This window comes from Streptomyces aurantiogriseus, from assembly GCF_014649375.1.
Taxonomy (GTDB): domain Bacteria; phylum Actinomycetota; class Actinomycetes; order Streptomycetales; family Streptomycetaceae; genus Streptomyces; species Streptomyces aurantiogriseus.
This window is the reverse complement of sequence record NZ_BMSX01000002.1, coordinates 557,805-579,082: the sequence shown is the minus strand read 5'-3', so window position 1 is coordinate 579,082 and position 21,278 is coordinate 557,805. Positions and strand designations below refer to the sequence as shown.

Genomic DNA, 21,278 nt, shown 5'->3' with positions numbered 1-21,278 from the left:
TCCCCTTTGCCCTGATGTCGTAACGCACCCCCGGAGGCGGTTGATCACGCGTGCGGGCGGACGGTTAGCATCCGACCCATGGAGCCCGAGCTGCTGCACGGCGTCACCGACGCGGTCGCCACCGTCGTTCTGCACCACCCCGCCAAGCGCAACGCCATGACGGCCGCGATGTGGCGGGCGCTGCCGCCGTTGCTGGACAAGCTGGCCGCCGACCCCGCGGTGCGGGCGCTGGTGCTCACCGGTGCGGGCGGCACCTTCTGCGCGGGGGCCGACATCTCCACGCTCCGGGGGTCGCCGGACGAGACCCAGCAACTGGCGGTACGGGCCGAGGAGGCCCTCGCCGCGTTCCCCAAGCCGACGCTGGCGGCGGTGAAGGGGCACTGCGTGGGCGGTGGCGCGCAGCTCGCGGCCGCCTGCGATCTGCGCTTCGCCGAGGAGGGCGCGCTGTTCGGGGTGACGCCGGCGAAGCTCGGGATCGTCTACCCGTCCTCCGCGACCCGGCGGCTGGTGGCGCTGGTGGGGCCGGCCACCGCCAAGTACCTCCTGTTCTCGGGCGAGTTGATCGACACGGAGCGGGCGCTGCGTACCGGCTTGGTCGACGAGGTGCTGCCGGCCGACGGACTCGACGAGCGGGTCGCGGAGTTCACGCGCGTGCTGGTGTCCCGCTCGCAGCTGACGCAGGCCGCCGCGAAGGAGTTCGCGGACGGCCGCACGGACCGGGACACGCACTGGGCCGCGCAGGCCCGCGGCAGCGGCGACACCGCGGAGGGCGTCGCCGCGTTCCTGGACGGCAGGGAGCCGCGCTTCACGTGGACTACGTCAGGATGAAGCGGCTCTTGGACCGGAACTCCTCGACGAGGTGGGCGGGCGCCTTCCGCGGGGATCCGGCGTCGTAGGGCGGCTGGGGGTCGTACTCGGTCAGCAGCTGGACGGCCTGGGCGTGTTCGTCGCCCGCGATCCTGCCGAGCAGGGTGAGCCCCATGTCGATGCCGGAGGAGACGCCGGCCGCGGTGACGTACTTGCCGTCGGTCACGACCCGCTCCTCCGTCGCCTCGACGCCGTACCGCTTCAGGTGGTCGAGGGCGAGCCAGTGGGAGGTCGCCCGGCGGCCGGCGAGGAGTCCGGCGGCGGCCAGCAGCAGGGAGCCGGTGCACACCGAGGTCGTCCAGGTGCTGGTGGCGTCGGCGGTGCGCAGCCACTCCAGCAGCACGTCGTTCTCCATCTGCGAGGTCTGGCCGGGGCCGCCGGGGACGACCACGATGTCGGGGCTCGGCACCTCGGCGAAGGACCGGTCGGCGGTGAAGGCGAGGCTTCCGGTGTCGGTACGGACGGGGCGGGACTCCTCGGCGACGAAGACGGTCTCCGCGTCCGGCAGGCGGCCCAGGGTCTCGGAGGGGCCGACGGCGTCCAGGGCGGTGAAGCGGTCGAAGAGGACGATGGCGATCTGCATGCGTTTCCTTTCGTCGGTCAGTGGGTGAGCGGGTCGTCGGTCAGTGGGTGAGCGGGTCGTCGGTCAGTGGGTGAGCCGGTCGTCGGTCAGTGGGTGAGCCGGTCGTCGGTCAGTGGATGAGCCGGTCGTCGGTCAGTGGGTGAGCGGGCGGAACCGGCGCCGGTACTCGGCCGGTCCGGCGCCGAGGGCTTTGACGAAGGCGCGGCGCATGGCCTCGGGGGTGCCGTAGCCGCTCGCCCGGGAGATCTCCTCGACACCGTCGCCGGTGTCCTCCAGGAGGCGGCGGGCGTGTTCGAGGCGGACACGGTCGACGTAGCGGCCGGGGGTCGTACCGGTCTCGGCGCGGAAGGCGCGGGCGAAGTGGCGGGGCGACAGCCGGGCGCGGGCGGCGAGGGACTCGACGGTCAGGTCGTCGGCGGGATGCTCGGTGATCCACTGCTGGACCGCGCGCAACGGTTCGCGCTGCGCGGTCTGGGCGGCGAGCTGGGCGCTGAACTGGGCCTGGTTTCCGGGCCTGCGCAGGAAGACGACCAGGTGGCGGGCGACGGTGAGCGCCACCTCCCGGCCCAGGTCCTCCTCGACGAGGGCCAGGGCGAGGTCGATGCCCGAGGTGACCCCGGCCGAGGTCGAGACGTGCCCGTCGCGTACGTAGATGGGCTCGGCGTCGACCTCGACGGCGGGGTGGTCGCGGGCGAGTGTGGCGCAGTACGCCCAGTGGGTCGTGGCGCGGCGGCCGTCCAGCAGACCGGCCTCGGCGAGCAGGATCGCGCCGGTGCACACGGAGACCAGGCGTTCGGCGCGGGAGGCGTTCGTGCGCAGCCAGTCGGTCAGGCGTGGGTCGGGACGGCGGGTGCCCTGGCCGCCCGGGACGAGGAGGGTGTGCGGGCCGGGGGCGTCGGCGAGGGTCCCGTCGGGTACGAGGGTGAGCCCGCTGGAGGTGCGGACCGCGGCGCCGTCCAGGGAGGCCGTGTGCACGCGATATGTCCCCGGGGTGTGTTGCTCGGCCCCGGCGAAGACCTCGACCGGGCCGGTCACGTCGAGGCTCTGGACGCCGTCGAAGAGGACGACGAGAACGGTTCGCTGCGCCATGTGGTCGATTCTTGGGCGGCGTCGCGGTGGCCGCAACGACGCGTTCCCCACCTTTTCTGCCATCCGGTCGGCGAGGACGGGCATGCCCGGGCGTCGTCGAGGTACCCGTGCCGTCCCGGCCCGGACGGCCGGGAGAGGAAAGGAGAATCACGTGTTCCGTGCGATCGCAGACGTCCTGCGGCAGATCGGTGGCGCCGTCGCCACCGTGGTGACCCTCCCCTTCCGGGCCCTGGCCCGGCTGTTCGGCGGCGCCTCGGCCTCCACACGGCACGGCAGGGCCTGAGCCTCGCCGGAGAGGCGCCCTGATCCCCGAGTGTCGGTCTCGCCTGCCACAATTGCCGCGCAACCTCAGTGGAGAAGGCGGTACGGGATCGTGACGACACCCGGGTCCATCGAAGTAGGGTCCATCGAAGGCAGGATCGCCGAGGAACTCGGCGTACGGGAGCGGCAGGTGAAGGCCGCCGTGGAGCTGCTCGACGGCGGCTCGACGGTGCCTTTCATCGCCCGCTACCGCAAGGAAGCGACCGAGATGCTCGACGACGCGCAGCTGCGCACGATCGAGGAGCGGCTGCGCTACCTGCGGGAGCTGGAGGAACGCCGGTCGGCGATCCTGGAGTCCGTGCGTGAGCAGGGCAAGCTCACCGACGAGCTGGAGGCGCAGATCCGGGGCGCCGAGACCAAGGCGCGGCTCGAGGACATCTACCTGCCGTACAAGCCGAAGCGGCGGACGAAGGCGCAGATCGCGCGGGAGGCCGGGCTCGAGCCGCTCGCCGAGGGACTGCTCGGCGACCCGGGCGTGGAGCCCCTCGCCGCGGCGGCCGCCTTCGTCGACGCCGACAAGGGCGTCGCCGATCCGCAGGCCGCGCTGGACGGCGCCCGGGCGATCCTCACCGAGCGGTTCTCGGAGGACGCCGACCTGATCGGTGAGCTGCGCGAGCGCATGTGGGTGCGGGGGCGGCTCGCCGCGAAGGTGCGGGAGGGCAAGGAGGAGGCAGGCGCGAAGTTCGCCGACTACTTCGACTTCGCCGAGCCGTTCACCGAGCTGCCCTCGCACCGGATCCTGGCGATGCTGCGCGGCGAGAAGGAGGAGGTCCTCGACCTCGTCCTGGAGCCGGAGGAGCCGACGGACGGGCCCTCGTCGTACGAGGGGATCGTCGCCCACCGGTTCGGCATCGCCGACCGGGGCCGCCCCGCCGACAAGTGGCTGAAGGACACCGTCCGCTGGGCCTGGCGGACGCGGATCCTCGTCCACCTCGGCATCGATCTGCGGCTCCGGCTGCGCACGGCCGCCGAGGACGAGGCGGTCGACGTGTTCGCGGCGAACCTGCGCGACCTGCTCCTGGCGGCCCCGGCGGGCACGCGCGCGACGCTGGGCCTGGACCCCGGCTTCCGTACGGGCGTGAAGGTGGCCGTGGTGGACGCGACCGGCAAGGTCGTCGCCACGGACGTCGTCCACCCGCACGTCCCGGCGAACCGGTGGGACGAGGCGATCGCCAAGCTGGCCCGGCTGGCGAAGGAGCACGCGGTCGAGCTGGTCGCGATCGGCAACGGCACGGCGTCCCGCGAGACCGACAAGCTCGCCGGCGAACTCATCGCGAAGCACCCTGAGTTGAAGCTCACCAAGGTGATGGTGTCCGAGGCCGGCGCCTCCGTGTACTCGGCCTCCGCCTTCGCCTCGCAGGAGCTGCCCGACATGGACGTGTCGCTGCGCGGCGCGGTGTCGATCGCGCGCCGGCTCCAGGACCCGCTGGCCGAGCTGGTGAAGATCGACCCCAAGTCGATCGGTGTGGGCCAGTACCAGCACGACCTGTCCGAGGTGAAGCTGTCGCGCTCGTTGGACGCGGTGGTGGAGGACTGTGTGAACGGCGTCGGTGTCGATGTCAACACCGCGTCCGCCCCGCTGCTGGCCCGGGTCTCCGGCATCACCTCCGGCCTCGCGGAGAACATCGTGGCGCACCGGGACGCCAACGGGCCGTTCACCTCCCGCTCGCAGCTGAAGAACGTGGCGCGGCTCGGCCCCAAGGCGTACGAGCAGTGCGCGGGCTTCCTGCGGATCCGTGGCGGCGACGACCCGCTGGACTCCTCCAGCGTGCACCCCGAGGCGTACCCGGTGGTCCGGCGGATGGTGAAGACGTCCGGGCAGGAGGTGGCCGCGCTCATCGGCAACACGTCCGTGCTGCGCTCGCTGCGGCCGGACGACTTCGTGGACGAGACGTTCGGTCTGCCGACCGTCACCGACATCCTCAAGGAGCTGGAGAAGCCCGGGCGCGACCCGCGGCCCGCCTTCAAGACGGCCACCTTCAAGGAGGGCGTGGAGAAGATCTCCGACCTGGCCCCCGGGATGATCCTGGAGGGCGTGGTGACGAACGTGGCCGCCTTCGGCGCCTTCGTCGACGTCGGTGTCCACCAGGACGGTCTGGTGCACGTCTCCGCGATGTCGAGGACGTTCGTCAAGGACCCGCGGGACGTGGTCAAGCCCGGGGACATCGTCAAGGTGAAGGTCCTGGACGTCGACATCCCCCGCAAGCGGATCTCGCTGACGCTCCGGCTGGACGACGAGGCGACCCCGAAGGGCGGCCCCTCGGGCGAGGGCCGGCCCCAGCGCGGTGGCGGGCGCCCGCCGCAGCAGCGGCAGGGCGGCCAGCGCGGCGGAGGCGGCGGCCAGCGGGGCGCCGGCGCCGGTGCGCGGCAGGCCCCGCCGCCGGCGAACAGCGCGATGGCCGACGCACTGCGCCGGGCGGGCCTGCTCGACCCGAAGAAGGGCCGCGGCTGAAGCAGGAGGCCGGGACGGGCGGGTCCGGGTCCGTACGCCGTCGCGCGTACCGGACCGGGCCCGCGCCCGAGGCGGCCCCGTAGGGCGTCTCCCGGATAAGGGCCGGCGCGGAGGCGGCCGGCGAGGCGCCGACGACGGTGCGCGGCAGGCACCGTCGGCCACACCATGGCGGGCCCGGGCTCGTACGCCGTCGCGCGTACCGGACCGGGCCCGCGCCCGAGGCGGCCCCGTAGGGCGTCTCCCGGATGACGGCCGGCGCGGAGGCGGCCGGCGAGGCGCCGACGACGGTGCGCGGCAGGCACCGTCGGCCACACCATGGCGGGCCCGGGCTCGTACGCCGTCGCGCGTATCGGCCCGGGCCCGCTCCCGTTGCCTCTCGCCGCTCGTACAGTGGCCGTATGACCACTTCCCGTGTACTGACCTGGGATGTCACGGCGAGCGGGGGCTATGAGACCGCGTGGGTCGAGTGCGGTGAGGGGGTGTTGCGGGCGCGGGGCCGGGCCGTCGGGACGGTGCCGGAGCCGTACTGGGTCGCGTACGAGCTGGACACCGGCGACGGGTTCGTGACGCGGCGGCTGCGGGTGACCGTCGAGACCGCCGCCCGGTCGCGGACGCTCGACCTGCGGCACGACGGCCGGGGCGGGTGGACGGCGGACGGGGAGCGGCTGCCCGGCTTCGCGGGCGCCCTCGACTGCGACCTCGGGCTGTGCCCGCTCACCAACACCATGCCGGTCCTGCGGCACGGGCTGCACCGGGGGCCGGGTGAGCGGCGGCTGCTGATGGCCTGGGTGTCGGTGCCGGGCCTGACCGTGCGGCCCTCGTGGCAGACGTACACGTACCTCGGGCCGAGCGGGCGCGGGACGCGGGTGCGGTTCGCCTCCGGGAGCTTCCGCAGCGATGTGGAGTTCGACGAGGACGGATTCGTGGTCGACTACCCCGAGTTGGCCACCCGCCTCGGCTGACGCCACGGCCGGAGAAAACGCCTTGCCGGAGATCAGCCGATCGGCAGACTGATCGCATGACCGGACCTGATCCCAAGGCGGACCTCCAGAAGTACCTGCAGGACGCCCGCGATGTGCTGCTGTGGAAGCTCGACGGGCTGTCGGAGTACGACGTACGGCGGCCCGTGACGTCGAGCGGCACGAATCTGCTGGGGCTGGTCAAGCACCTGGCCGGCGCGGAGGCGCTGTACTTCGGGGCGGCCTACGGACGGCCGTTCGCGGGGACGCCGCTGTGGATCACAGGGGACGCCGAGCCGAACGCCGATCTGTGGGCGCGGGCCGACGAGACGCGGGAGGAGATCGTCGGGCTGTACCGGCGGGCCTGCGCGCACGCGGACGAGACGATCGCGGCGCTGCCGCTGGACGCGGTGGGCCGGCTGCCCGGCGACAGGCCGGTCGAGCTGACGCTGCATCACAGCCTCACCCACATGATCGCCGAGACACAGCGGCACGCCGGGCACGCCGACATCGTCCGGGAGCTGCTCGACGGGGCGACGGGACAGCGGCCGGGCGGCGCCAACACGCCGGAGGCCGACCCGGCGTGGTGGGAGCAGTACCGCGAGCGGGTGGAGCGGGCGGCCAGGGAGGCGGCCGGCCGGCCATCACCCGCGTGAACCGCCCAGCGGGTCACCACACCTAGCGCTCCGTCACCTTGCCGTCGGCGACCTCCAGGCGGCGGGTGACGCGGACCACGTCCAGCATGCGCCGGTCGTGGGTGACCAGGAGGAGGGTCCCCTCGTAGCTGTCGAGAGCGGACTCCAGCTGCTCGATGGCGGGGAGGTCGAGGTGGTTGGTCGGCTCGTCCAGGACCAGGAGGTTGACGCCCCTGCCCTGGAGCAGGGCGAGGGCGGCGCGGGTGCGTTCGCCCGGTGACAGGGTCGCCGCCGGGCGCAGCACATGGTCCGACTTCAGACCGAACTTGGCCAGAAGGGTGCGCACCTCGACCGGTTCGGTGTCGGGGACGGCCGCGCAGAACGCGTCCAGCAGTGCCTCCGGGCCGTGGAACAGCCGGCGCGCCTGGTCGACCTCGCCGACCAGGACGCCCGAGCCGAGGGCGGCGTGTCCGGCGTTCAGCGGGACGCGGCCGAGGAGCGCGCCGAGCAGGGTCGACTTGCCCGCGCCGTTGGCGCCGGTCACCGCGACCCGGTCGGCCCAGTCGATCTGCAGGGACACCGGGCCGAAGGTGAAGTCGCCGCGCCGCACCTCGGCGTCCCGGAGGGTGGCGACGACCGCGCCGGAGCGCGGGGCGGCCGCGATCTCCATCCGCAGCTCCCACTCCTTGCGCGGCTCCTCGACGGCCTCCAGGCGTTCGATCATGCGCTGGGTCTGGCGGGCCTTCGCGGCCTGCTTCTCGCTGGCCTCGCTGCGGAACTTGCGGCCGATCTTGTCGTTGTCGTTGCCCGCCCTGCGGCGCGCGTTCTTCACGCCCTTGTCCATCCACGCGCGCTGCATCTGCGCGCGGTCCTGGAGCGCGGCCTTCTTGTCGGCGTACTCCTCGTAGTCCTCACGGGCGTGCCGGCGGGCCACGTCCCGCTCCTCCAGGTAGGCGTCGTAACCGCCGCCGTAGAGGTTGATCTGCCGCTGGGCGAGGTCGAGTTCGAGGACCTTGGTGACCGTGCGGGTGAGGAACTCGCGGTCGTGGCTGACGACGACGGTGCCGGCGCGCAGGCCGGTCACGAAGCGTTCCAGGCGCTCCAGACCGTCGAGGTCGAGGTCGTTGGTGGGCTCGTCGAGGAGGAAGACGTCGTAGCGGGACAGGAGGAGGGAGGCGAGGCCCGCGCGGGCGGCCTGGCCGCCGGACAGGGAGGTCATCGGCTGGTCGAGGTCCACGCCGAGGCCGAGGGAGTCGGCGACCTCCTCCGCGCGCTCGTCGAGGTCGGCGCCGCCGAGGTCCAGCCAGCGCTCCAGGCTCGTCGCGTACGCGTCGTCGGCGCCCGGTGCCCCGTCGACGAGGGCCTGGGTGGCCTCGTCCATCGTGCGCTGCGCCTCGGCGACGCCGGTGCGGCGGGCGAGGAACGCGCGCACGCTCTCGCCCGGGCGGCGCTCCGGTTCCTGGGGCAGGTGGCCGACGGTCGCGGTCGGCGGGGAGAGCCTCAGCTCGCCCTGCTCCGGCGCGGTGAGCCCGGCGAGCAGCTTGAGCAGCGTGGACTTGCCCGCGCCGTTGGCTCCGACCAGCCCGATCACGTCCCCGGGGGCGACGACGAGGTCGAGCCCGGAGAAGAGGGAGCGGTCGCCGTGCCCGGCGGCGAGGTTCTTGGCGACGAGGGTGGCGGTCACAGACGGAGGATCCTAGTCGGCCCCCGTTGCCGGAGTCGCGGGGGTTTCGCCCCGTCGCCGGTCCGCGGTGCGTTCGGCTACCGTCCGGGCGTGGACACTCAGGGGAACGGCGAGGTCGTCGTGGTCGGGGGCGGGGTCATCGGGCTGGTGACGGCGGTGGTCCTCGCCGAGCGGGGGCGCCGGGTGCGGGTGTGGACACGGGACCCCGTCGAGCGGACCACCTCGGCCGTCGCCGGCGCGCTGTGGTGGCCGTACCACATCGAGCCGTTGGCGTCGGCGCGCGCGTGGGCGCTGCGCTCGCTGGAGGTGTACGAGGACCTGGCGAAGCGGCCCGGGACGACCGGGGTACGTCTGGTCGACGGGGTCATGGGCGAGACCGACCTGGACGACGTCGAGTCCTGGACGGCCGACCGGCTGACCGGGCTGCGCCGGGCCACGGCCGAGGAGTACGGCGCCGGGCGGGGCATCCGGGCGCGGCTGCCGCTGATCGACATGGCGGCTCATCTGCCGTGGCTGCGCGAGCGGTTGCTGCGCGCGGGCGGCAGCATCGAGGAGCGGACCGTGTCCGACCTGGCGGAGGCCGACGCGCCGGTCGTCGTCAACTGCACGGGCCTGGGCGCCCGGGACCTGGCCGCGGACGCGTCGGTACGGCCGCAGCGGGGGCAGTTGGTCGTCGTGGAGAACCCCGGGATCCGCACCTGGCTCGTCTCCACGACCCCGGACGGTGAGTCGGCCTATCTCCTGCCGCAGCCGGGGCGGCTGCTGCTGGGCGGCACCGCGGAGGACGACGTGTGGTCGCTGGAGCCGGACCCGGCGGTCGCCGAGGGGATCGTCCGGCGCTGTGCGGCGCTGCGGCCGGAGGTCGCCGGGGCGCGGATCCTGGGCCACCGGGTGGGCCTGCGGCCGGTGCGCGACGCGGTGCGGCTGGAGCGGGAGGTACTGCCGGACGGGCGGGTGGTGGTGCATCACTACGGGCACGGCGGGGGCGGGGTGACCGTGGCCTGGGGGTGTGCGGAGGAGGCGGCCGGGCTGGTGCTCTCGGCCACCTCCTCCTAGCCTCGCGCTTTCACCAAGTGAACTGTCCGACTGGTGATCAAGTAAGCAGAGAGCGCCTCTGCCCAGCGAGAATGAGGCCTTGGCCCAGCTGTCGAGACAGGCACCGTGATCGGTGAACGCGCAGCAGGTGTTCGACGTTGCTCGATCCGCCCGTTGAGCCGCCGGTCATACCCAGCGGCTCAGCAGGACCCGTGACTCGTCCCTGGCGGCGGCCACCTCCGACTCGCCGAGCCCGCACAGCCGCAGGCACGACGACGCGATGACATCCGTGTCGGCCGCTTGCGGCTCACGGGAACGCCGTATCTGAATGACGACCTCGACCAACTGGATCAGCAGTTCGCCGATCCGCTCGGCGGGCACGCTGCGGGCGACGCCCTCGGCCGCCGCCAGGGCGCCGAGAGTGCCGTAGCTCTCCTGCAGTCGGCCCCGCTCGGCTCGGAAGGCGTCGAACCGCTCGGCCCGCACCTCCGGCAGCAGATAAAGCGTGCCGATGTTGTACGGAGTGCGGCAGAGGGTGCGTGCGTCCATCGCGGCCACCGCATAGAGCGCCGCCGCCGGAGTCGCCCGCTCGGGCACCAGTGCCTGGATCCGCTCCACCATGTGCAGACTGGGCCGCACGGAAGTGGCCAGCAGCTCGGCGAGGATCTCCTCCTTGGTGGCGAAGTGGTAGTAGAGGGAGGCCTGCCGGATGCCCACCCGCTCGGCGATCATCCGGGTGCTGGTACTGGCGATCCCGCGTTCGACGAAGAGCGCCCCGGCGGCGTCGAGGATCTGTTCCCGGGCGGAGGCGCCAGGGTCGGACGGCGGCGTGTGCCGGGGTCTGCCTTGGCGGGGACGCGTGATCGACATGGTCCCATCCTGCCACCCCGGTGGCGGACCTCCGCGGCGCCCGGCACCGGGGTCGCGGCACTGTCGCCCGACGGTCATGCTGAGGCCTGATAGGCCCGCCAGCCGCCGAAGCGAGTGATGTCGGGCGCGCCCTCGACGGCGTACGGCTCCACGAGGAAGCCGCTGACCTGCCGCCCGTCGGCCAACTCGACGGTACCGATGGTCATCGGCGCGGGAACGGCGGCGGTGAACGCCCCGAACCCCGAAGCCGGCAGCCGCCAGATCTCGCCCTCGATGCCTGTTGCCGACCCGCCGTCTGCTCCCGTGCCGCGGCCCGGTCCGGTATCGGCGCCCGGCCCGCCCTCGGCCACCCGGGCCAGGCCCGGCTTGGGCGGCTCGGTGGCCAGGGCGTACAGCCGGTAGCCGCCGGCGGTGCGTGCCGGGCCCACCAGCGTGCCGCCCGCCTGCACCAACTGGGCGTTGAGCGGCTGTCCCGTGAGGTGGGCGCCTACCACGAACAGGTCGAGCCCCGGGTTGGCGAGCCGCTCGGCCAGGGCGGCCAGAGCGCGGTCGGAGAACGCCGGGCCGGTGAACATCACGCCGAACGGCAGGCCGTCCACGAACCCGGCGGGAACGGCGAGCGAGGCGCAGTCCAGCAGGTTGGCGAAGTTGGTGAAGCGCCCCATCCGGGCATTGGCGCCGACCGGATCGGCTGTCACCTCGTCGAGGGTGGGGTGCCAGGTGGTGGTCGGGGTCAGGAGCGCGGCGCAGCCGTCGAGGGCCGCGCGTCCGGCGGCGCCGAGGGCGGCGAGACGGGCGGTGTCGGCGACCCAGTCGGCGGCGGTCTTCTCCCGGCCGGCCAGCACGATGGAGGCGACGGTGGGGTCGAGGTCCGTCCCGATCAGGTCGCGGTGCTTCTCCAGGTGCTCGCCCACGGCGGCGTACCGCGCGGCGACGAACGCGCCGCCGTACAGCAGTTGCGCGGCCTCGAGCAGCGGGGTGATGTCGGCCTCGACGATCTCCGCCCCGGTGCTCGCCAGGCGGGCGACCGCGGCGCCGAAGGCCTCCCGCCAGCCGTCGGCCATGCCCGTCAGATGCTCTTGAGCCGGGACGGCGACTTTGGGGCGCGCGGGTGGCGGCGGGAGCTGGGGGCCGGTGCGGGAGAGCGGGTCGGCCGGGTCGGGGCCCTCGACGATCTCCGCGGCGATGCGGGCGAGCCGCAGGTCACGGGCGAAGACGGTCACGCAGTCGAGGGTGTGGCAGGCGGGGACCACCCCGGTCACCGGCACCAGGCCCTTGGTGGGCTTGACCCCGACGATGCCGTTGAGGGCGGCCGGCACCCGTCCGGAGCCGGCCGTGTCGGTGCCGAGCGCGATGTCGGCGATGCCCAGCGCGACCGCGACGGCGGAGCCGGAGGACGACCCGCCGGAGACACGGGCCGTGTCCCAGGCGTTGCGTACCGCGCCGTACGGGCTGCGGGTGCCGACCAGGCCAGTGGCGAACTGGTCCAGATTGGTCTTCCCGAGCACCACCGCGCCGGCCGCGCGCAGCCGCGCCACCGCGGGCGCGTCCACCCGCGGCCGGTAGACGTACGACGGGGCGCCCGCGGTCGTGGGCAGGCCGGCCACATCGATGTTGTCCTTGACGGCCGCGACCAGGCCGGCCAGCGGCAGCGCCGGGTCGATCCCGGCCGCCTCGGCGAGGACCTCGTCGCGGGGCCTGAGGTGGATCCAGATCTCGGGCCGGCCGGCGCTCTCGATGCGGCCGTAGGCGGCCTCGACGCGTGCGGCCGGTGTCATGGCGCTCATGCCCGCACCGCCGCGAGGACCTGGCCGGGGGCGACCTGTTCGCCGGGCTTGACGTAGATCTCCAGCAGGGTCCCGGCGGCGGGGGCGCGCACCTTCGACTCCATCTTCATCGCCTCCAGGGAGAGGATCGGGTCACCCTCGGCGACGACGGCGCCCGGCTCGGCGACGGTCTGCCAGACGGTGGCGGTGAACGGCGCGGTGACCGGGACCGCGCCGTCCGGGACGGCGACCGCGACGGCACTCGCGGTCGCGGGTTCGGGATCGTCGTCCCGGTCGAACTCGCCGGCGGCCCGCCAGCGATCCTTCTCGGCCTCGAACGCGGCGCTCTGCCGCTTGCGGAAAGCGGCGATCGAGTCGGCCTCGGCGGACAGGAAGGCGTTGTACTCGGCGATCGAGAAAGCCCCCTCCTCGGTCTGGAAGGCACCGCGGCCGGCGTCGGTCTCGGCGCGCAGTTCGAGCAGTTCCTCCGCGGTGACGGGGTACCACTCGATGCGGTCGAAGAAGCGCAGCGCCCACGGCGCGTCCTCGAACAGTCCGCCCCTGCGGAACCGGTTCCATATCTGCACGGTGCGGCCGACGAACTGGTAGCCACCGGGACCCTCCATGCCGTAGATGCACAGGTAGGCGCCGCCGATGCCCACGGAGTTCTCCGCGGTCCAGGTGCGTGCCGGGTTGTACTTGGTGGTCACCAGGCGGTGCCGCGGGTCGAGCGGGGTGGCGACCGGGGCGCCGAGATAGACGTCGCCGAGGCCGAGCACCAGGTAGGAGGCGTCGAAGACGGTGCGGTAGACGTCGTCGGCGGTCTCCAGGCCGTTGACGCGGCGGATGAACTCGATGTTCCACGGGCACCACGGGGCGTCGTCGCGTACCCCTGCCATGTAGCGCTCGATGGCGAGCCGGGTCGCCGGATCGTCCCAGCTCAGTGGCAGCCGCACCGTGCGGGAGGGGACCACCAGTTCGTTGGTGGGCGGGACCTCGTCCTCCAGCTCGCGCAGCAGGACGGTGAGGTCGCGGGCCTTCAGCCGGCGCGCGTCGGTGTGGACCTGCAGCGAGCGGATGCCCGGGGTGACGTCGACGATGCCGTCGGGCGCGTGCGCGGCGAGGGTCTCCTGCAAGGCGTGCACGCGCATCCGCAGGCCGAGGTCGAGCACCATGGGGCCGTACTCGACGAGGACGTTGTCGTCGCCGTCCCGGCGGTAGGTGACCGAGGGACGGTCGTCGGTGGCCTCCAGACGGCCGAGTACGCCGTCGTCACCGTCTCCGCCCGCGCTGATCAGCGCGGGTGAGGCACGGCGGGCGTCGAGGGCGGCCGCCTCGGCTTCCTTGACCGGTACGAAGCGGACGCTGTCTCCGGGGCGGAGCTGACCGAGCTTCCACAGGTCGCCGCTGGCGACCACCGCGGGGCAGACGAAACCGCCGAGGGACGGCCCGTCGGGGCCCAGGATGATCGGCGTGTCGCCGGTGAAGTCGAGAGCGCCCACCGCGTACGGCGTGTCGTGGATGTTGGAGGGGTGCAGCCCGGCCTCGCCGCCGTCCTGGCGGGCCCACCGGGGTGTGGGCCCGATCAGGCGGATACCGGTGCGGGCCGAGTTGTGGTGCACCCCGTAGTCGGTGGCGTAGAGGGTGTCGATGTCCTCGCGGGTGAAGAACTCGGGCGCCGCGTGCGGGCCCTCGGTGACACCGATCCGCCAGTGCGAGGTGATCGCGGGCCGGCGCTCGGGCGGGGTCGGGCCGCCACCTGCGGCCCGGGCGGCCCCGGGCCGCAGGACGTCGCCGGCGAGCAGGGCCCGCCCGCCGTGCCCGCCGAAGCCGCCGAGGGTGAAGGTCGAGGCGCTGCCCAGGTATGCGGGTACGTCGACGCCGCCCCGGACGGCCACGTAGCTGCGCAGGCCGGGACCGTGGCAGGCGCCGACGACCAGGGTGCCACCGGCCGGGACCGGCACCGGCTCCCACAGAGCCGCCGCGGTGCCGTCCACCGTGACCGGGACGGGGGCGCCGGTGACGGCGACCACGTCGGCGGCCGAGAAGCGCAGGGTCAGCCCGCCCGCGGTGACCTCGAGCGCGGGCGCCCCGGCCGGGTTGCCGACGGCCAGGTTGGCCTCGGCGAAGGAGACCGGATCGAAGGGTCCGCTCGGCGGTACGCCCACGTGCCAGTAGCCGAGCCGGCCGGGAAGGTCCTGCACGGTGGTCATCGCGCCCGGCACCAGGACGTCGATGCGTGGCTCGGGGTCGGCGGTGGTGGCGAGGGTGCTCGTGCTGTGCACGGCCTCGCGCACCTCGCCCCGCACGGTCAGCGAGCGCAGCAGGCCCAGGTTGGTGACGACGCCGTCGACCCGGCTGGCGGCCAGGGCCCGGCCGAGCACGTCGAACGCGGTGTCGCGGTCGGGGCCCTGGGCGATCACCTTGGCGAGCATGGGGTCGTAGTACGGCGAGATCTCCAGGCCGGTCTCGGCGAAGCCGTCGACGCGGACGCCGGGGATGTCGTCGGCGCCCTGGCCGGGGAAGGCCGCCCGGGTGATCAGGCCCGAGGAGGGAGCCGAGTCCTTGCCCGGGTCCTCGGCGTAGACGCGGGCCTCCACGGCATGTCCGGCGGGCGTCCACTCCCGCGCGAACACCGCGTCGTCGACGCTGCCGTCGCGGGCCAGGGTGAGCATGAGTGCGACGAGGTCGACGCCGTACGCCTCCTCGGTCACCGGGTGCTCGACCTGGAGCCGGGTGTTGACCTCCAGGAAGGCGGCCTCCTCGCGCACCGGGTCGTAGACGAACTCCACGGTCCCCGCGCCGCGGTAGCCGACCGAGGCGAGCAGCCGGCGGGACGAGTCCCGCAGCAGTTCACGGACACGGGCGGGCAGGGCCGGGGCCGGGGCCTCCTCGATCACCTTCTGATTGCGGCGCTGCAGCGAGCAGTCGCGGTCGCCGAAGACCGCGATCCGGCCGGCGCCGTCGCCGAAGGCCTGCACCTCGACGTGGCGGGCCGGGCGCACCAGACGCTCCAGGAACACCCCGGCCGACCCGAAGTGGGACTCGGCGAGCGCCGCCACGCGGGCGAAGGCCTCGCGCACCTCGTCGGCGGTGGCGCAGGCCTGCATGCCGATGCCGCCGCCACCGCCCGTGGCCTTGACCATGACCGGCAGCCCGATCGACTCGGCCGCGGTGGCGGCCTCCTCGGCGCTCGCGAGCAACTCCGTCCCGGCCAGCAGCGGGACTCCGGCCGCCCTGGCCAGGGCGCGGGCGGTGTGCTTCTCGCCGAAGGCGGTGATCTGATCGGCGGTCGGGCCCGCGAAACGCAGGCCGGCCTCCTCGACGGCACGGGCGAAGGCGGCGTTCTCGGAGAGGAAGCCGTAGCCCGGGTGGATGATTCCGGCGCCATGGGTGAGCGCGGCCTCGATGATCGCGTCGCCGCGCAGATACGAGTCGCGGGCGGGCGCCGGACCCAGGTGGACCGCGTGGTCGGCCTCGCGGACGTGCGGGGCGGCCCGGTCGGCGTCGGAGAAGACGGCGACGGTGCCCAGGCCCATCTTCCCGGCGGTGCGGATGACGCGGCGCGCTATCTCACCGCGGTTGGCGACGAGAACAGCGGTGGGGCGGGTCACGCGGCGTCCCCCGGGGTGCGCGGGGCCCGCGCGGACCGTGGGCCGCCCGCGGCGGGGCCGGGGCCCGCGGCACGTGCCGGGTCCACGACGATCATCCGCAGCGGGGTCGGGTTGAAGTCGTTGCACGGGTTGTTCATCTGCGGGCAGTTGGACACCATCACCAGGACGTCCGTCTCGGCGCGCACCGCGACCCGGCGCCCGGGCGCCGACATGCCGTCCACGATGCCGAGCGCACCGTCCGCCTCGACGGGGACGTTCATGAACCAGTTGAGATTGGAGACGATGTCCCGCACCCCCAGACCGCGCCGCCCGGCCTCGGCGAGGAAGTTCTCGCGGCAGCCGTGATGGAACGTCACGTGGTGGCCGTAGCGCAGGGTGTTGGACTCCTTGCCGCAGGCGCCGCCGATGGTGTCCTGACGGTCGATCTCGTTGGCGACGACGGTCATCAGCGGGCGGCTCTCGTTGCTGCGCAGCACGGTGCCGGTGCGCACATAGGCGTTGCCCTGCCAGGCCAGGGTGTCGGGGACGCTGTAGCGCTCCTCGGGGTCGTAGGCGTTGTAGAGCAGACAGTCGGCCGACTGGTTGCCGCCGACGTCGACGATGGTCAGGACGTGTCCCTCCTTCACCACCGCCGACCAGGGCGCGTTGGGGGCCACTTTCTCGTCCAGGACGACGGCGCCCTCGACCAGGCTCGCTCCCCAGTCCAGGGTGGAGCCCTCGGCGTACACCGCGCCGACCGGGACGGTGGAGGCGACGGTGCCGCCCGAGGTGGTCGGGTGTGTGGTCAACGTGCTCTCGGTCTGGGTGGTCGCCATGTCACAGCCCCCGGGCTTCGCAGTAGTCGACGGTGTTGAGGTACGCCCGGTGCAGTTCGGGCGTGGCGGTGAACCGCGGATCGTCCGGGCCGGTGGCGGTTGCGCGCGAGGCGTGCACGCGCAGCGGCCCGACGACGTAGCCGGGGCGCGGGTCCAGCGGGTGGGCGACATTGGCGACCAGCAGCAACAGGGGCATTTCCGCGACGAGTTCGACATGCGTGTCCGGGCCGGCGCTGCCCCGCCAGGCGAGGGCGCCGTCCGCCTCGACGCGTACGCCCTGGAAGAAGGACAGGCTGGGCGGCAGGTCGCGCCGGCTCAGGCCGTGTTTGGCGGCCGCCTTGAGGAAGAGTCCCCGGCCGGACGGGGACGGCCCCTCGGGGCGGGCGTCACCGTACTTGCGTCGGTTCCAGGCGTCGGTGGTGGTGCCGCAGAAGGCGTCGTGCCGGCCGGAGGAGTCACCGGTCACCACGGCCAGAACCCGGCCGTCGCCGGACAGCAGCGGGTGGTTCTCGCCCAGGTAGGCCTGCCACGGGATCTTCTGGGTGTCGGCGACGTTGAGCCGCTCGACCGGTTCCAGGGCGTTGAAGAGCAGCAGGTGGGCGCAGGCGTCGCCGGTCGGGTCGTCGAAGCGCAGCCGGGTGCCGCGAGCGAGGACCTTGTGGGTGTAGCCGCCGGGTGCCACCGTCTCCGCCCACACCAGGGTGGCCGGGTCCACCCCCGGCGGGCAGTGCGGGCTGCTGGACGCCGGAAGGTACGGCATCCACTCGCCGGCCTGTCCGCCCTGGGCGCGGGCGTCGTCCCGGGCACTTCGGACAGTGTCGGTCAGGTGCAGATCACGGACTGCGGCGGAGGCCTGCCCGCCGGGATCCTGGGCGCCGGCCCCACCGGACGGCTGTCCGGTGGGGTACTGGTCCTGCGGTGTGATGGCCGTCGGCTCTTCGGCTGTGGACATGGATGTCCTGTCGTCCCTTCGTCGGTACGTCAATCAGTGCGCGCCCGTCGCGTCGCGCGGGCCGCCGGACTTCTCAGGCGGGCTCGGCGACGGTCTCGGCCTGGGCGGGCGGCTCGACGTGCGTGTGGGGCACGTGCCTCAGCTCGATGTGGTGGTGCAGCCGGCGGGCGAGGAAGTAGGCGGCGCCGACGGCGAGACCGAGCCCGATGAAGAGCAGGGCGCTCCACCGCAGCCACCACGTGCCTTCGGTGAGGTCGTAGATCTCCGGACGCGGCCAGATCAGATTGACCGTCATACCGGCCCCGTAGAGCACGGCGAGCGTGTTGACCGCCATCCCCCAACGGCCCAGCGAGAACAGCGGTCGGCCCGTCTCGTCGACGCCGTCCGGGAGCCCTCGGTGCCGGATACGGGCGACCAACTGCGGCAGCGTCACGCCCAGATAGGCCAGGTACAGCATGGCGATGCAGAGGCTGGCGAGGGCGGTGAAGATCGCCGCCTGGCGAAGGTTGACCACGAGCGCGGTCGCGGCGCCCACGCCCACCACGACCGACGTGATGACCGGCGTACCGGTACGGGCCGAGACCTTGGCGAGGTGTCGGTGGAACGGCAGGGCGCCCTCGCGCGCCATGGAGTAGATCATCCGTGCGCCGGAGGTCTGCACGGCGAGGGTGCAGGCGAACACCGCGACCGCGACGCAGCACAGCAGCAGCCGGCCCAGGACGTCGCCGAGCCGGTCGGTGAGCACCCAGGAAAGGCCGCCGGTGGCCAGGTTTCCGTCGGTGAGGCTGCTCGCGGCCATGAGTCCCGAGAGGATCAGCAGGGCGCCGCCGACGCCCGAGATGACCAGCGCCCGCAGGATGGTCCGGGGAGTGGTCCGGCGCGGGCTGTGCGTCTCCTCCGCCAGTTCGCCCGCGGAGTCGAAGCCGACCATGACGTAGGCCGCCATCAGCGAGGACGCGAGGAAGGCCCCGATGTAGCCGCCGTCGCCGGCCCAGCCGGTGTGGTGGGTCACGACCTGCGGGCCCCGCTCGGGCAGGAAGAAGAGCACCAGCACCAGCGCGATCACACCGACGATCTCGATCGCGACGCCGATGCTGGTGGCGGCGGCCATCTGGCGGATGCCGAGGATGTTCACCACCGTGGTGATCACCAGCAGGAGGCAGCCCAGAAGGACCGCGTTCTGCGCGCCGGTCGGGGAGCCGACCGACGGGTCGGCGCCCGCTCCGCCGACGATCTGGAAGCCGGACCAGATGCCCGGCAGCACCGCCTGCGCCGCGATCGCGGCGGCCGCGACGGTGAGGATCTGCCCAATGATCATGGTCCAGCCGACGAACCAGCCCGCCGTGGTGCCGGCCAGCCGGCTCGACCACTGGTAGATCGCCCCGGAGATGGGCCAGCGCGCCGCCAGTTCGGCGAAACAGAGCGCGACCAGCAGCTGGCCCGCGAAGACCAGCGGCCAGGTCCAGAAGAACGCCGCCCCACCGAGGGCGAAGCCGAGGCCGAAGAGCTGGAAGACAGTGGTGAGGATCGACACGAAGGAGAAGCCCGCGGCGAATGACGCGAAGCTGCCCACCCCCCGGCGAAGTTCCTGCTGGTAGCCGAGGGGGGCGGGACTTGTCGTGACGCCACCGTCGGGGCTCTGCCCAGAGGCGAGTTCAGGCCGGCCCATCACGGCACCTCCGATCGATCAAGGATTATCTGTCGTTTGACAGGTATTGCGATGGTGGGGCGGACGGGTCTCACACCTGGGTCCCGGAAGTTAACTTCGTGTGTCTGCTGCCACTTGCGGTGTGACCTCACGTTTCGCCACCGCTGCCCCTGCGGCCGAGGCCGGCGTGGCAGACGTTCCCGATGATCAAAGCGGTCGGCGCCGTGCGGCAGGCGTGGGGACCCGTATGTCCTCTGCCGCGCGCACGTAAGAGGGGCGGGCCGCGCTCGCTTCGGCGCGATGAGGTCCAGGCAGAGCCGACGGAACCCTACCGGGCGGTGAAGTGATCCTTGCAGATGACCCCATGCACGCCCACGGTACGGTCGACGACCTGCGAGATCTCGAAGTCGGCCGCCGCGGACAGGTAGGCGTACGCCACTGCTCGGTCCATGCCGAGGTCGTACTGGAGGAAGTCCAACGCGTTGACCACCGCACGGCGCATCGCGATGTTCAGGTCGTTGATCTGGCCGTTCCGGGAGCCGTCCGGGTCGGAGAGACCGATGGGCACCCAGGCGTCAGGGGTCTCGGCGAACGGGTAGTGGAAGGCGACCGAGGGCGCGTCGCCCGAACCCGCCTTGCACACGGTGAGCCGGAACGTGGCACGCAGGGACCCCTCCATGGCGGTCAGCGCCACCTCGCCGTCGCCCATGGCCATGTGTGAGTCACCGGTGTAGAACAGCGCGCCCTCTGCGTACACGGGAAGGAAGAAGGTGGCACCCACACCCAGCAGGTTGATGTCGATGTTGCCGCCGCCGAGCGTGGGCGGGACGGAGTTCAGCGATGGGGCGGTAAGGGTGCCTGCGGGGGCGAACGCCACACCCATCATGCCCATGAACGGGTGCAGCGGGAAGACGACCTCGCCCGAACTGCCGCGCCGCATCACACCGCTGGGCACGCCGCCCCGCCCACGGCGCACCGGTGTGAAGACCGAGACGTCGCCGTAGCGGGTGGGATCGCCCGTGGCCCGCCCGTCCGTGCCCACCGGCGGCATGATCTCCTCCATGGTGATCCCCGCCGGCACGCCGCCTCCGGCGAGCCGGGGCAGGGCACCCTTGCCGTGGCGGCTGGAGACGACACCGTACGGTACGCGCAGGAGCATCGAGAGCATCTCGACCTTCAGGACGTCTCCCGGCTCGGCACCCTCCACGTAGACCGGCCCCGTGACCACGTGCGGGCCGTCCACGTCGAAGTCGCGCTCGGCGCGGGAGTAGTCCGCAGCGATCGCGATGGCGTCGTCGAGCACCTGGTCGCGCGGTACTCCCTGCCGGCCGAAGTACGACACCGGGTCGCGGCCCTGGTCTTCCAGGATGCCCTCGTGCGACACGGCGTCCACGGTGATCGTCTCACCCGACCGCATACGCGCCACGGGCTCGCTGTCCAGAGCGGGCACGTAGCCCCACCGCACCTGGTCCGGGAGGGAGGGGAGGTAATGCTGCCCGTGGACGGGTCCCTTGCCGGGCTGCAGGATCTCGCGGGGGAACAGGGAGGACGCGGCGGCGGACGCAGAGCCTGGCGTACCCGAAGCGGCCTGGGCGCCCAGCACACTCCCGGCGGCCCCGGTCACTGCTGCCGCGGCGCGCAGGAAACCCCGCCTCCCCAGCCCGGAGATGAGCGCCTCCCGCACGGTGCGGTTCGCTCGTCTCGACGATTCCATGGGTCCTCCATCAAAGGTCTCGGGGCGGTCGGGGCCCGTCGGAGGGACGTGCAGGCCTGTGTCATCCGCACCCGGCCGCCCGGCAGTTGCGACCAGGCTGCTGGGCGGTGAGGACGCTCGGCCATCCGACTGGGACACAGAACTCCGGGGCACGCCCGTACCCGGGTATGAAGGGGAAGGCGGCGCACCGGTCCTCGCCGGACACGGCATCCCCGCCGGCCTCCGGGAAGTGAACGTAATGCGGCAGTGCCAGGGCGGTAACAGGCCGTCGCTT

The 21,278-nt window shown here is 73.1% G+C and carries 16 protein-coding genes; 6 read left to right on the top strand and 10 right to left on the bottom strand.

Annotation, left to right across the window (positions count from 1 at the left end):
• Positions 1-78: 78 nt before the first annotated feature.
• Positions 79-828 carry an enoyl-CoA hydratase/isomerase family protein gene (locus IE263_RS06015; protein WP_189932947.1) on the top strand — a complete coding sequence of 250 codons (750 nt, stop codon included), beginning with the start codon at positions 79-81 and terminating at the stop codon, positions 826-828.
• On the opposite strand, the gene IE263_RS06010 is transcribed toward IE263_RS06015, so the two are convergent.
• Together IE263_RS06010 and IE263_RS06005 are read right to left on the bottom strand one after the other, a co-directional pair.
• Positions 815-1,450, bottom strand: coding sequence for a DJ-1/PfpI family protein (locus tag IE263_RS06010; RefSeq protein WP_189932945.1), 636 nt, complete (start codon positions 1,448-1,450; stop codon positions 815-817). The genes IE263_RS06015 and IE263_RS06010 overlap by 14 nt on opposite strands.
• Before the next feature lie 132 nt (positions 1,451-1,582).
• Positions 1,583-2,539 (bottom strand): GlxA family transcriptional regulator, encoded by a 957-nt coding sequence (locus IE263_RS06005; protein ID WP_189932942.1) that lies wholly within the window; start codon positions 2,537-2,539, stop codon positions 1,583-1,585.
• 151 nt (positions 2,540-2,690) lie between these two features.
• On the opposite strand from IE263_RS06005, the gene IE263_RS49445 reads away from it, so the two are divergent.
• The 4 genes from IE263_RS49445 (at position 2,691) to IE263_RS05990 (ending at position 6,927) form a co-directional block, all read left to right on the top strand.
• Positions 2,691-2,822 carry an LPFR motif small protein gene (locus IE263_RS49445; RefSeq protein ID WP_268255999.1) on the top strand — a complete coding sequence of 44 codons (132 nt, stop codon included), beginning with the start codon at positions 2,691-2,693 and terminating at the stop codon, positions 2,820-2,822.
• Between the two features lie 90 nt (positions 2,823-2,912).
• The gene (locus IE263_RS06000) at positions 2,913-5,312 is read left to right on the top strand and encodes a Tex family protein (RefSeq protein WP_189932940.1); all 2,400 of its coding nucleotides are present in this window, start codon (positions 2,913-2,915) and stop codon (positions 5,310-5,312) included.
• Positions 5,313-5,710: 398 nt separating this feature from the next.
• Positions 5,711-6,274, top strand: a complete 564-nt coding sequence (locus IE263_RS05995; protein ID WP_189932938.1) for a putative glycolipid-binding domain-containing protein — start codon at positions 5,711-5,713, stop codon at positions 6,272-6,274.
• Positions 6,275-6,330: 56 nt separating this feature from the next.
• Positions 6,331-6,927, top strand: coding sequence for a DinB family protein (locus IE263_RS05990; RefSeq protein ID WP_189932936.1), 597 nt, complete (start codon positions 6,331-6,333; stop codon positions 6,925-6,927).
• Positions 6,928-6,949: 22 nt separating this feature from the next.
• Here the strand turns inward: IE263_RS05990 and IE263_RS05985 are convergent, their stop codons facing one another.
• Complete coding sequence (locus IE263_RS05985; protein ID WP_189932934.1) at positions 6,950-8,590, bottom strand: ABC-F family ATP-binding cassette domain-containing protein; 1,641 nt, start codon at positions 8,588-8,590, stop codon at positions 6,950-6,952.
• A 90-nt stretch (positions 8,591-8,680) separates the two neighbouring features.
• Here IE263_RS05985 and IE263_RS05980 point away from each other — a divergent pair, with 90 nt between their 5' ends.
• Entirely contained in the window at positions 8,681-9,646 is a 966-nt protein-coding gene (locus tag IE263_RS05980) for an NAD(P)/FAD-dependent oxidoreductase (protein ID WP_189932932.1), read from the top strand.
• A gap of 165 nt (positions 9,647-9,811) precedes the next feature.
• On the opposite strand, the gene IE263_RS05975 is transcribed toward IE263_RS05980, so the two are convergent.
• From IE263_RS05975 to IE263_RS05945, 7 genes are all read right to left on the bottom strand, one after another.
• A complete protein-coding gene (locus IE263_RS05975) occupies positions 9,812-10,495 on the bottom strand; it encodes a TetR/AcrR family transcriptional regulator (protein WP_189932930.1) in 684 nt (227 codons plus the stop codon).
• A gap of 74 nt (positions 10,496-10,569) precedes the next feature.
• Positions 10,570-12,273: an allophanate hydrolase gene (locus IE263_RS05970; RefSeq protein ID WP_189933207.1), complete on the bottom strand. Its 1,704-nt coding sequence runs from the start codon at positions 12,271-12,273 to the stop codon at positions 10,570-10,572.
• Positions 12,274-12,278: 5 nt separating this feature from the next.
• Positions 12,279-15,875 carry an urea carboxylase gene (uca, locus tag IE263_RS05965; RefSeq protein ID WP_189932928.1) on the bottom strand — a complete coding sequence of 1,199 codons (3,597 nt, stop codon included), beginning with the start codon at positions 15,873-15,875 and terminating at the stop codon, positions 12,279-12,281.
• Positions 15,872-16,690, bottom strand: coding sequence for an urea amidolyase associated protein UAAP2 (locus tag IE263_RS05960; RefSeq protein WP_308430581.1), 819 nt, complete (start codon positions 16,688-16,690; stop codon positions 15,872-15,874). Before IE263_RS05960 ends, uca begins: the two co-directional genes overlap by 4 nt.
• A 1-nt stretch (position 16,691) precedes the next feature.
• The gene (locus IE263_RS05955; protein ID WP_189932926.1) at positions 16,692-17,642 is read right to left on the bottom strand and encodes an urea amidolyase associated protein UAAP1; all 951 of its coding nucleotides are present in this window, start codon (positions 17,640-17,642) and stop codon (positions 16,692-16,694) included.
• 73 nt (positions 17,643-17,715) lie between these two features.
• On the bottom strand, positions 17,716-19,311 hold the full coding sequence (locus tag IE263_RS05950) for an amino acid permease (RefSeq protein WP_189932924.1): 1,596 nt from the start codon (positions 19,309-19,311) through the stop codon (positions 17,716-17,718).
• 307 nt (positions 19,312-19,618) lie between these two features.
• On the bottom strand, positions 19,619-21,004 hold the full coding sequence (locus IE263_RS05945; protein WP_189932922.1) for an acetamidase/formamidase family protein: 1,386 nt from the start codon (positions 21,002-21,004) through the stop codon (positions 19,619-19,621).
• Positions 21,005-21,278 lie beyond the last annotated feature (274 nt).

Bases quoted from the DNA above. Each gene is read 5' to 3' on its own strand.
- IE263_RS05975 (WP_189932930.1), bottom strand. From the start codon at position 10,495: ATGTCGATCACGCGTCCCCGCCAAGGCAGACCCCGGCACACGCCGCCG.
- IE263_RS06015 (WP_189932947.1), top strand. From the start codon at position 79: ATGGAGCCCGAGCTGCTGCACGGCGTCACCGACGCGGTCGCCACCGTC.
- IE263_RS06005 (WP_189932942.1), bottom strand. From the start codon at position 2,539: ATGGCGCAGCGAACCGTTCTCGTCGTCCTCTTCGACGGCGTCCAGAGC.
- IE263_RS05995 (WP_189932938.1), top strand. From the start codon at position 5,711: ATGACCACTTCCCGTGTACTGACCTGGGATGTCACGGCGAGCGGGGGC.
- IE263_RS05990 (WP_189932936.1), top strand. From the start codon at position 6,331: ATGACCGGACCTGATCCCAAGGCGGACCTCCAGAAGTACCTGCAGGAC.
- IE263_RS05970 (WP_189933207.1), bottom strand. From the start codon at position 12,273: ATGACACCGGCCGCACGCGTCGAGGCCGCCTACGGCCGCATCGAGAGC.
- IE263_RS05955 (WP_189932926.1), bottom strand. From the start codon at position 17,642: ATGTCCACAGCCGAAGAGCCGACGGCCATCACACCGCAGGACCAGTAC.
- IE263_RS05945 (WP_189932922.1), bottom strand. From the start codon at position 21,004: ATGGAATCGTCGAGACGAGCGAACCGCACCGTGCGGGAGGCGCTCATC.
- IE263_RS05950 (WP_189932924.1), bottom strand. From the start codon at position 19,311: ATGGGCCGGCCTGAACTCGCCTCTGGGCAGAGCCCCGACGGTGGCGTC.
- IE263_RS06010 (WP_189932945.1), bottom strand. From the start codon at position 1,450: ATGCAGATCGCCATCGTCCTCTTCGACCGCTTCACCGCCCTGGACGCC.
- IE263_RS05960 (WP_308430581.1), bottom strand. From the start codon at position 16,690: ATGGCGACCACCCAGACCGAGAGCACGTTGACCACACACCCGACCACC.